Annotated in this window: 9 protein-coding genes; 6 read left to right on the forward strand and 3 right to left on the reverse strand. The window is 67.0% G+C overall.

Features of this window, described 5'->3' with window-relative positions; genetic code table 11:
• Positions 1–167: 167 nt before the first annotated feature.
• Positions 168–2,201, forward strand: a complete 2,034-nt coding sequence (locus U1737_RS17980; protein WP_332797719.1) for a S9 family peptidase — start codon at positions 168–170, stop codon at positions 2,199–2,201.
• Positions 2,202–2,216: 15 nt separating this feature from the next.
• On the opposite strand, the gene U1737_RS17985 is transcribed toward U1737_RS17980, so the two are convergent.
• The gene (locus U1737_RS17985; RefSeq protein WP_332797720.1) at positions 2,217–2,897 is read right to left on the reverse strand and encodes a DUF1345 domain-containing protein; all 681 of its coding nucleotides are present in this window, start codon (positions 2,895–2,897) and stop codon (positions 2,217–2,219) included.
• A gap of 49 nt (positions 2,898–2,946) precedes the next feature.
• Between U1737_RS17985 and hisS the strand changes: the two genes are divergently transcribed.
• The 4 genes from hisS to U1737_RS18005 all read left to right on the forward strand — a co-directional run bounded on the left by hisS (position 2,947) and on the right by U1737_RS18005 (position 7,833).
• Complete coding sequence (gene hisS, locus U1737_RS17990; RefSeq protein WP_332797721.1) at positions 2,947–4,191, forward strand: histidine--tRNA ligase; 1,245 nt, start codon at positions 2,947–2,949, stop codon at positions 4,189–4,191.
• A 133-nt stretch (positions 4,192–4,324) separates the two neighbouring features.
• The gene (prfA, locus tag U1737_RS17995; RefSeq protein ID WP_056066153.1) at positions 4,325–5,398 is read left to right on the forward strand and encodes a peptide chain release factor 1; all 1,074 of its coding nucleotides are present in this window, start codon (positions 4,325–4,327) and stop codon (positions 5,396–5,398) included.
• Between the two features lie 81 nt (positions 5,399–5,479).
• A complete protein-coding gene (prmC, locus tag U1737_RS18000; protein WP_332797722.1) occupies positions 5,480–6,340 on the forward strand; it encodes a peptide chain release factor N(5)-glutamine methyltransferase in 861 nt (286 codons plus the stop codon).
• A 257-nt stretch (positions 6,341–6,597) separates the two neighbouring features.
• Positions 6,598–7,833, forward strand: coding sequence for a DUF4167 domain-containing protein (locus tag U1737_RS18005; RefSeq protein WP_332797723.1), 1,236 nt, complete (start codon positions 6,598–6,600; stop codon positions 7,831–7,833).
• Between the two features lie 249 nt (positions 7,834–8,082).
• Here the strand turns inward: U1737_RS18005 and U1737_RS18010 are convergent, their stop codons facing one another.
• Positions 8,083–8,361 (reverse strand): hypothetical protein, encoded by a 279-nt coding sequence (locus U1737_RS18010; RefSeq protein WP_332797724.1) that lies wholly within the window; start codon positions 8,359–8,361, stop codon positions 8,083–8,085.
• A gap of 74 nt (positions 8,362–8,435) precedes the next feature.
• Between U1737_RS18010 and U1737_RS18015 the strand changes: the two genes are divergently transcribed.
• Positions 8,436–8,867 carry a CBS domain-containing protein gene (locus tag U1737_RS18015; protein WP_248524648.1) on the forward strand — a complete coding sequence of 144 codons (432 nt, stop codon included), beginning with the start codon at positions 8,436–8,438 and terminating at the stop codon, positions 8,865–8,867.
• Positions 8,868–8,882: 15 nt separating this feature from the next.
• Here the strand turns inward: U1737_RS18015 and U1737_RS18020 are convergent, their stop codons facing one another.
• The gene (locus U1737_RS18020) at positions 8,883–10,430 is read right to left on the reverse strand and encodes a lipopolysaccharide biosynthesis protein (RefSeq protein ID WP_332797725.1); all 1,548 of its coding nucleotides are present in this window, start codon (positions 10,428–10,430) and stop codon (positions 8,883–8,885) included.
• Positions 10,431–10,760: the final 330 nt, after the last annotated feature.

Raw genomic sequence — 10,760 nt, forward strand, 5'->3', positions numbered from 1 at the left:
CAACGATTCCATCACCCAGGCAGAGGCCGGGGGGCGAACCGGTGGATGTCGCAAACTGGTGGCTGGATGGCGTTAGGGCAACCTCTTCAACCGCGGCCCGGCTAAACAAGCCCCGGCCAGATCCCGGCGATTGCGCGCGCTCCCGCATGCGTTCTATCAAGCGGCCCATGAAGATCATGCTCTCCGCCAGCCTTGCCGTGCTCGCCCTTGCGAGTGTTCCTGCCGCCGCCCGGCAACTCACCATCGACGACGTGACGATGCTCAGCCGCGTCGGCGCGCCGACTGCGTCGCAGGACGGGCGCTGGCTCGTCTGGGCGCAGCGCGAAACCGATCTTGCCGCCGACAAGGGGCGCTTCGATCTCTGGCGGCTCGACCTGAGCAAGCCCGGCGCCGCGCCGGTGAAGCTGCTCGCCGATCCGCAGGTCAACGAGAACGACCCGCAGATCGTCGGCAGCACGGTGTATTTCACGTCCGACAAGGGCGGCGAGGATGCGGTCTGGTCGGTGCCCGTCACCGGCGGCACGCCGCGCAAGCTGACCGCTTTCAAGGGCGGGTTCAGCGGCTTCAAGGTTGCTCCGACCGGCGACAAGATGCTCGTCTGGGCGGATCGCACGCCGGGTGCGCCGAGCCTCGAACCGGCGATGGTGAAGAAGGACCCGAACGCTGGGGCCGGGCGGACCTACGACCAACTGTTCGTACGACATTGGGATACGTGGGCGGACGGCACGCGCTCGCAGCTGTTCGTCCTGCCGCTGACCCCCGCAGGCGCGACCGGCAACGGCGTTCCGCTGGTCGGTGCGCTGGTCGGCGATGCGCCGTCCAAGCCGTTCGGTGGCGGCGAGGAAGTCTCGTGGAGCCCGGACGGCCGCACCGTCTATTTCGCGATGCGCGAGGCTGGCCGGATCGAGGCGCTGTCGACCAATCTCGACATCTTCTCGGTGCCTGCGGACGGCTCGACCGCACCGGTCAACCTCACCGCCGCCAACAAGGCGACCGACAACCTCCCGACGGTATCGCCCGATGGCCGCATGCTCGCCTATTTCGCGATGCGGCGGCCCGGGTTCGAGGCGGATCGCCAGGTTCTGACGCTGCGCGACATCGCCAGCGGCAAGACGGTCTCGCTGACCGAGCGCTGGGACCGGTCGGTCGGCTCGATTGCGTGGGCGCCCGACTCGAAGTCGCTCTACGTGACGGCGGACGACACGCAGGAAACCCCGCTGTTCCGCGTTGACGCGGCCAGCGGCGCGGTCACGCGGCTGACCCAGGAGGGCCATGTCAGCGCGGTTGCGATTACCCCGCGTGGGCCTGTGGTGGCGATCGACAGCCTCACCGCACCCGCCGATTTCTACCGCGTCGCGGGCACTGGTGCGCCGCAGCGCCTAACCCAGGTCAACGCGACGAAGCTCGCCGGGATCGACATGCCGACCGTCACGCGGTTCAACTTCAAGGGCGCGAACGCCGACACCGTCTGGGGCTATGCGGTGAAGCCGTTTGGAGCCGCGGGGAAAGTGCCGATCGCGTACATGGTCCACGGCGGACCGCAGGGTTCGAGCAACAACAGCTGGTCGTATCGCTGGAACCCCGCGGTGTTCGCGGGCGCAGGCTATGGCCTGGTCGCGGTCGATTTTCACGGGTCGACCGGCTACGGGCAGGGCTTCACCGACGCGATCAGCAGCAATTGGGGCGGCTGGCCGCTCGAGGATCTGCAAAAGGGGCTGAAGGCCGCGACCGACAAGTTCGCGTCGCTCGATGCCGACAATGCCTGCGCGCTCGGTGCGTCGTACGGCGGCTATATGATGAACTGGTTCGAGGGGCAGTGGCCCGATCGCTTCAAGTGCATCGTCCAGCATGACGGCGTGTTCGACGCGCGCGCGATGGCGTACGAGACCGAGGAGCTCTGGTTCGACGAGTGGGAGCATGGCGGGAAGGCCTATTACGAGGACCCGCAGGCATTCGAGAAATGGAACCCGGTCAACTACGTGGCGAAGTGGAAGACGCCGATGCTGGTGATCACCGGCGAGAAGGACTTCCGCATTCCGTACACGCAAGGGCTGGCGGCGTTCACCGCGCTGCAGCGGCGCGGGATTCCGTCGCGGTTGCTGGTCAACCCGGGCGAGAACCACTGGGTCTTGAAGCCGAAGAACTCGCGGCAATGGTATGGCGAGGTGCTCGGCTGGATGGGGAAGTGGACGGCGAAGTAACCCGGCGGGTAGCGCTCACCGGCTTCCGAGCACGTTGATCGTGAACGCCAGCACGCCGATGTTGAACACGAACGCCGCCATGCACTGGCCCAGCGCGGTCTTGCGCACGCGGCGCGACGTGATGTCGATGTCCGAGGTCTGGAACGTCATGCCGAGCGTGAACGCGAAATAGGCGAAGTCCCAGTAATCGGGCTCGTCGCACTTGGGGAAGTCGAGGCCTTTAGCGTCTTCGCCCTCAGTACCGCCGTCCTCGCCCGCGTCGCTGTAATATTGGTGCGCGTAGTGCAGTGTGTAGATCATGTTCGAGAACAGCCACGCGAACACCAGCGTCATCACCGCGAGGACGATCGCGAGCATGTCGGTCTTGCCCTGCAATTCCTTTGCTACGGCGACCAGGATGACCAGCAGGATCGTCACGCTGAACGCGAGCAATACCCCACGATTGGCATCGTTCTCGTCGGCGGCGCGGCGCATGCGATCGGCGGTGGCGTGGCGGAATAGCGTCGAGACCGCGATCAGGAAGACGAGCGCGGCGATGTCGAACGCCGCCATCGTGCCGCGACCGAGGCCGAGCATCGGGATCAGCACCGCCAGCCCGACCGCGAAGACCAGGCCGAACAGGATGAAGCGCGGCGGCGCGATGCGCTGGCCCAGGCCCCAATATCTGGCCCGGTCGGATCCGGCGGGATTGCTCATGCCACAGCGCTAGCGCTTCGGGAGGACGTCGCCTAGATACGCGCGCATCATGGCAAGAATAGAAACCCCGCGCCGCATCCGAGGCACCCAGGACATTTTCGGCGACGAGCAGCGCCGCTTCGCGCACGTCCTCGCCACCTTCGAACGCGTGCGGGCGCTGTATTGCTTCCAGCGCGTTGATATCCCGGTGTTCGAATCGACCGCGGTGTTCGCGCGCTCGCTGGGTGAGACGACCGACGTCGTGTCGAAGGAAATGTACACGTTCGAGGATCGCGGTGGGGATTCGCTCACGCTCCGCCCGGAGTTCACCGCCGGCATCGCGCGCGCGTACCTGACCGAAGGCTGGCAGCAGTTCGCACCGCTGAAGCTCACCACCAGCGGCCCGGTATTCCGCTACGAACGCCCGCAAAAGGGACGCTTCCGCCAGTTCCACCAGATCGATGCCGAGGTGATCGGTGCCGCGGAACCGGCAGCGGACGTCGAGCTGCTCGTGCTGGCGGACCAGTTGCTCCGCGAACTCGGGATTTCCGAGGGCGTGACGCTGCAGCTCAACACGCTGGGCGACGCGGCGACGCGCGAGGCTTGGCGCGAGGCGCTGGTCGCGCATTTCGAGGCGCATCGCGGTGAGCTTTCCGAGGACAGCCTGACCCGGCTCGAGAAGAATCCGATGCGGATTCTCGATTCGAAGGACCCGCGCGACCGCCCGATCGCCGACAGCGCGCCGGACATCGACGCGTACCTGACGGACGAGGCACGCGCGTTCTTCGAGGCGGTGACCGCCGGGCTCGATGCGGCCGGCGTCGCGTGGGAGCGCAACGCGCGCCTCGTCCGCGGCCTCGATTACTACCGCCACACCGCGTTCGAATTCGTGACCGATCGGTTGGGCTCGCAGGGAACTGTGCTCGCGGGCGGCCGGTACGACGGGTTGATCGGCTCGCTTGGAGGGCCTGAGACGGCCGGCGTAGGTTGGGCCGCGGGTGTCGAGCGTCTGGCTATGTTGCTGGAAGAGCCGACGGCGGCCACGATCGACGCGGTCGTCGTACCCATGGGTGCCGAAGCCGAAACGCGCGCAACCGGTATCGTCGCGGATCTCCGGCGCGCGGGCGTGGCGGTCGAAATGGCGTTCAAGGGCAAGATGAAGGCGCGGATGGCGAAGGCGGATGCGCTCGGCGCGCGGTTCGCGATCATCATCGGCGACGACGAACTCGCCAAGGGCGTGGCGGCGGTAAAGACGCTCGGCGCAGGAACGCAAGCCGAGGTCGCGTTCGCCGATCTGGCGGAGGCGCTGCGTTGAACGTCGCCCCGTCTGCCGGCTCGCCCCCCACCCGTCATCCCAGCGAAAGCTGGGATACCCCGGTTGGCGGACGCAGCACCCGCCCCAATGAGATCCCAGCTTTCGCTGGGATGACGGGTGTGGTGGCTGAAGCATGACCCAGATCTCCCCCGACCGCATCCGCGCGATCGAGGCGCGGCGTGACGAGCTTCAAGCGCTCATGTCGACCGGCGATCTCCCTTCCGACCGCTTCGTCGCGGTGTCGAAGGAATATGCCGAGCTCGAACCCGTCGCGCAGGCCGCCACCGAGGTGCGCCGGTTGCGGCAGGAGGCGGAGAGCCTCGCGTTCATGGCCGACGATGCCGATGACGAACTCCGCGCGATGGCGTCCGAGGAGCTGCACGAGAACCGCACGCTGCTCGAAACCGCGGACCGCAAGCTGGCGCTCGCGCTGTTGCCGCGCGATGCTGCCGACGAGCGCGCGGCGATGCTCGAGATCCGCGCCGGCACTGGTGGCGACGAGGCGGCGCTGTTCGCGGGCGACCTGTTCCGGATGTACCAGCGCTATGCCGAGTCGCAGGGCTGGCGGGTCGAGATGATTTCCGGCTCGTCGTCCGACGCGGGCGGCTTCAAGGAAGTCGTCGCCAGCGTCACCGGCCAGGGCGTGTTCGCCAAACTCAAGTTCGAAAGCGGCGTCCACCGCGTCCAGCGCGTGCCCACCACCGAGGCTGGCGGGCGGATCCACACCTCGGCGGCGACCGTCGCGGTGCTGCCCGAGGCGGAGGAGGTCGACGTCAAGATCGACGACAAGGACCTGCGCATCGACGTCTATCGCTCGTCGGGCCCCGGCGGCCAGTCGGTCAACACCACCGACAGCGCGGTGCGGATCGTCCATATCCCGACCGGGCTGACGGTGATCCAGCAGGACGAGAAGTCGCAGCACAAGAACAAGGCCAAGGCCCTCCGCGTGCTGCGGACCCGGCTGTACGAGGCGGAGCGCGACCGGCTGCATGCCGAGCGGGCGGGTGCGCGCAAGTCGATGGTCGGCTCCGGCGATCGCTCGGAGCGGATCCGGACGTATAATTTCCCGCAAGGCCGCGTGACCGATCATCGTATCAACCTGACGCTCCACCGCCTGCCGGAGATCGTCGCGGGCGAGATGGACGAACTGATCGGCGCACTGGTCGCGCAGGACGAGGCCGACCGCCTGGCGCAGCTGGATGGCTGAGCCCGCCCCAGCCGCGACGGCATCCCCCTTCCGCTTGCGGGAGGGGTTAGGGGAGGGGCGCTCCACAAACGCCACCGCCCGGTGATCGCCCCTCCCCCGACCCCTCCCGCAAGCGGAAGGGGAGCAGTCAGCGCAGCCATCGCCACCGCCGCCGCGCAGTTCGCCTTCTCCGCCACCCCGCGCCTCGACGCGGAACTCCTCATGGCGCACGCACTCGGCGTCGAGCGCAACGCCATCCTCCTCGACCCGACGCGCTACACCGTCCCCGACACCTTCCCCGCGCTAGTCGAACGCCGCCTCGACCACGAGCCGATCGCCTACATCACCGGCACCCGCGGCTTCTGGTCGATCGACCTCGCCATCGGCCCCGGCGCGCTGGTCCCCCGCGCCGACAGCGAAACGCTCCTGATCGCCGCCCAGGCGCACTTCGCCGGCCGTGCCCCAGCCACCGTGCTCGACCTCGGCACCGGACCCGGCACGCTGCTCCTCGCTGCCCTCGACGAATGGCCCGCCGAAGGCCTCGGCGTCGACTATTCCCCCCAAGCGCTCAGCTACGCCCGAGCTAACGCCGCAACCCTCGGCATGACCGACCGCACCCATTTCGTCCGCGGTAGCTGGGCCAGCGCCATCTCGGGCCAGTTCGACCTGATCCTCGCCAATCCGCCCTACATCGCCACCGACGAGACGCTCCCGCGCGAAGTCCACGATCACGAACCGCACGCCGCTCTGTTCGCCGGCCGCGACGGGCTCGACGACTACCGCATTCTCGCCGCACAACTCCCCGCGCTGATCGCCCCCGGTGGCGCAGCGGTGATCGAGATCGGATCGACCCAAGGCGCGCCCGTCACGGCGCTGCTCGAAGCCCAAGGTCTTCGCGTCGCGCTCCACCACGACTACGGCGGCAACCCCCGCACGCTCGTCGCCACCAAAGCCGCGCCTTGAAGAATATGGCGCGAATACGTACATTTCGCTTGTAGTAAGCCCTTCGGGGCCGCTATCACGTGGGCAGGGGCACGCACTCTCGACATATTGGTCGGTTTTGAGCGTTGACCCGCATCCTTCGCCTTGAAGTCGCTGCAGTCCGGCGACCCTGGGAAGTCCGACCAGCGATCTCGAACGGATCATCGCTGCGCGGCGGGGGGTTTGCACCGCATTTCGGAGCACGACCAGATTTTGGTTCGACGACTGAGGACACAAGCTTGATCAACAACCGGCAAGCCGGCCGCCGTCGCGGTCGTGGCAACAATAATAATGGCGGCGGTGGTGGCGGTGGCGGTCAACGCCAGGGTGGCGGCGGCGGCCAGAACGGTCGCGACACCGGCAACCGCATCGACAGCCGCGCGCGCGGCAACGCGAGCCAGCTGTACGAGAAGTACAAGAATCTCGCGCGCGACGCGCAGATGCAGGGCGACCGCGTCAACATCGAATATTACCTCCAGTTCGCGGACCATTATTTCCGCGTCCTGAGCGAAACCCGCGCCCGCTTCGAAGAGAGCCAGCCCCAGGCGCAGCAGCAGCCGCGCCGCCAGCAGCCCTTCGATCTCGACGGCGACGACGATTACGGCGACGAGGGCGAGCCGATCCGTTCGGGCGAGCAGCAGGGTGCGCCAGATCAGAACCGGGCCGAACAGAATGGCGGCCAGCAGAACGGCCAGTACCAGAACGCGCCCCGTCAGCATCGTGAGGGCCAGAATCGTGAGGGCCAGAGCCGCGACAACCAAAGCCGCGACAACCAAAGCCGCGACAACCAGAACCGCGAGGACCGGCCGCAGCGCGAAGAGCGCCCGCGGTACGAGAACAACCGCTACGAAGGTCAGCGTAACGAGGGTCCCCGCAGCGAAGGCCAGCGCGAGGACCGCGTTCGCGGGGATTCGCAGCGGAACCAGCAGCGCAATCAGCCACGCGACGACCAGAATGGTGAAGAGCAGGGCCAGGCCCGTGAAGCGCAGGCTCGGGACAATCAGGCTCGGGACAGCCAGCCCCGTGAAACGCAACAGCGCGAGCCGCGTGGCGATACGCGCGACGCGTCACAGCGTGAGACGATCCGTCGTACCCCGCGTGCCAACGCGGCGCAGGCTGGCGAGAGCGGCGCGAACCCGGATGCAGACGCGCAGCGACCGGTGATTGAGACGGCGAACGACTCGGCCGACGCACAGCAGGCCGCAGCCGTCGAAACCGTCGCGCCCGCTACCGACGAGCCGCCGCGCCGTGGCCGTGGTCGACCACGCCGCGACCGGAGCCTCGATGCGCCGACGACCGATGACAATGCCGCACCGGCCGCGTTCGACGCGGATCGCCTGCCGCCGTCGCTCGGAATCTCGGCAACGGTCGCGCCTTCGCCCGCGCCCGACTCGGCACCGAGCAATACCGCCGCCGAGGAAAAGCCCCGCCGCCGCCGCGTTCGCGCAGTGCCGGATGAGGTGCAGGCGGGCTAAACCTCGCACTGGCATCGGCCGATAGCTGAAGAAAAGGGTCGGTATCGCTTCGCGCGGTGCCGGCCTTTTTTCTTTGAAGAGCGTCATTGATCGGAGGACGCGCGCAATGCCTCTCGTCTCCCCCGCCCGCTTGCGGGAGGGGGCCGGGGGTGGGCTCGCGCCACCCACGTCCGCACCGGTCGAGAGCGCGTGCTCACCCCAGCCCGAGCCCTCGCCCGAAGGGGGGCAGCAATCTCAACGCCGGCCCCGTCAGTCGATCCGGGTCACATCCTCGTCATGGCCGCTGCCCGAACTCAGAAACGCCAACCCCATCAGCAGGCCGGCCATCATCACCGATCCGCCGACTCCGCCGATCACCGCGAGCATCGTCACCAGGTGAAGCGGCCCCTGGATATGCGCCATAGCGACGATGATCGCGGCGACGAGGATTGCGGCGGCCAGCGTCATCCACGCCATGATCCCGCGGAACCGCGCCCAGGCAAAGGCGGCATAGTCCGGGTCGTCCAGGCCGGGGGGCGTATCGCTCATTGCTTCCCATTGCCGCGCAAACATGGTTTCTTCAATCCACACGCGACCAAGACGCGGGCGATGGAGAGGCGAAGATGACGATCGCGGCAATCCTGAACGGCAAAGGGGCAGCGGACGTCCAGTCGCTGCATCCCGATTCGACGGTGGCGGGCGCGGTGGCGCTGCTTGCGGAGAAGCGGATCGGCGCAGCGCCGGTGATCGAGAACGGCCGGGTGGTCGGGATATTTTCCGAACGCGACGTGATTCACTGCCTGCAGGCCGATGGCGCCGCCGCGCTGGATCGTCGGATCGGCGACGTGATGACGACCGCGGTGAAATCGATCGGCTCCAACGAATCGGCGATCGGTGCGCTGTCGCTGATGACGCAGCGCCGGATTCGTCATCTGCCGGTGATCGACGGCGACACTTTGGTCGGCTTCGTGTCGATCGGCGATCTCGTCAAATACCGGATCGACCGGATCGAGGCCGACGCTGCGGCGATGCGCGAATATATCCAGTCGGCGTAGCGTAAGCGCGCCCGATCAGGCGGGAAGCGGCTGCTTCCGGGCGATCGCGATTACCTCGCGGATCGTCGCGCGGGCGAAGATCAGCATCCAGCCGGCATAGACCACGACGCCGATCGGCACGAGGATCGCCAGCCGCCAGGGCGCGTCGAGCGGCGGCAGGGTGCGGTCGACCAGTCCGACCACCAGCGCCATCGCGATTCCGGCGAACACCGGCGATGCGACCGCGGAGGCTACATCCCGGGCACGCACGCCGATCACCGGCAACGTCCGCCAAGCGCTGATCGCCAGATACAAGGGATAGGCGGCGATCCAGGCGATCGCCATCCCGGTCGGTCCCCACTGCACACCGATCAGGAACGCGATCGCCAGAATGACGGCCCCGGTCGCGCCGTTGCGCACGCCGACCCCGGGCCGGCCACGCGCATCCGATGCCGGCGTGAACAACACCTGCAACGTCATGAACGGCATTGCGAGCGCCAGCAGGTGGACGACGGGTGCCGTCTCGCGCCATTTCTCGCCCAGCATCGTCAGTACGAGCGGTTCGGAGGTCGCCGCCAGCCCCATGTAGAACGGCATCGCCACGATCATCACCATCCGCACGCCGCGTTCGAATGCCCGGCCGATCGCGTCGGGGTCGTGCTGCATCCGGGCATAGGCCGAGAACGCGACCTCGTTCAGCGGGGGCACGAACTTCGAGACGAAGATCTGCGTCAGGAACAGGCTCGTGGTGTAGATGCCGAGCATATGCGGGGAGAAGCTGCGCCCGGCGATGAACACGTCGGCCTGGCTTTGCAGGAACCAGAACAGCTGGCTCGCCGCCATCACCCCGCCATAGCGCGCGATCGTGCCGGCACCGCGAAAGTCGAAACTCGGCCAGACCAGCGAGCGCGCCGACCACGTCATCATCGCTCCCCGCACGCTGAACAGCACAACCGGCGCAATCACCAACGTCCACACGCCGAGCCCGTAGAGCGCGCCGCCCAACGCCGCACTTGCGGAGGCGATCGACGCGGTAATGTTGGCCTTGGCCTGATGGCGGAAATCCATCGCACGCGAGAGCAACGCGTAGGGCAGCGCGATGAACGGCGTCGTCAGATACAACAGTGCCTGGACGCGCAGCATGTCGCCGACGATCGGCTGGCGGTAATACGCGGCTGCGAGCGGCGCGAGCGAAAGCTGCGCGATCGCCAGCGCCACGTTGAGCACGATCAGCATCCCGAAAAGCTGGCGTACTTCGCGGTGGCTGATCTCCTTCTGCTGGATAAGCCCGCTTGCCAGCCCATAGCCGTTGAGCATCGCCATGAAGGTCAGGATCACCTGGCACATCGCGAACAGACCGTAATCCGCGGGGGCAAGGATCCGGATCACCAGGAAGGTGGCACTCCACTGCACCAGCTGCGCGACGATCTGACTGCCCGATCGCCAGATCAGTGCACTGCGGACCTGCACCGCAAACGAGGACTGATCGCCGGCGGGCACGGCCGCCGATATCGGCGCGGACACGAGCGCGGAAACGGGAGTAGGCAGGGGGGCGGGAGTCGCAGGATCCATCGTGTCGGTCATGTAGCGATATGTGCCTTCACAACGAATTAAGGCGATGTCTTGAAACGGGAGGCTTCGTTGGATCGACATCCATAACAACAAGCCCCGGGAAAATCGTACTTTTCTCCAGCGTCGTGAAGGCTGGGGTTCGCCGCTCAAGGGCGTCCTAAACGCGCGGAGCCGAGAAAATTGCCACAAAACTGAAATTTGCGTTTGACGGTTCTGCGAACCCCGCCTAGAGGGGTGTCACCGCAGCGAACGGCCACACGGTCTGGTTGCCGCGGTCGCAGAAAACCAGATGCTCCAAATCTTCCGCGAGGGAGGTTATGCGAGTGTCGGTATTTTTGTCGG

The organism is Sphingomonas fucosidasi, from assembly GCF_036663855.1.
Classification (GTDB): domain Bacteria; phylum Pseudomonadota; class Alphaproteobacteria; order Sphingomonadales; family Sphingomonadaceae; genus Sphingomonas; species Sphingomonas faeni_B.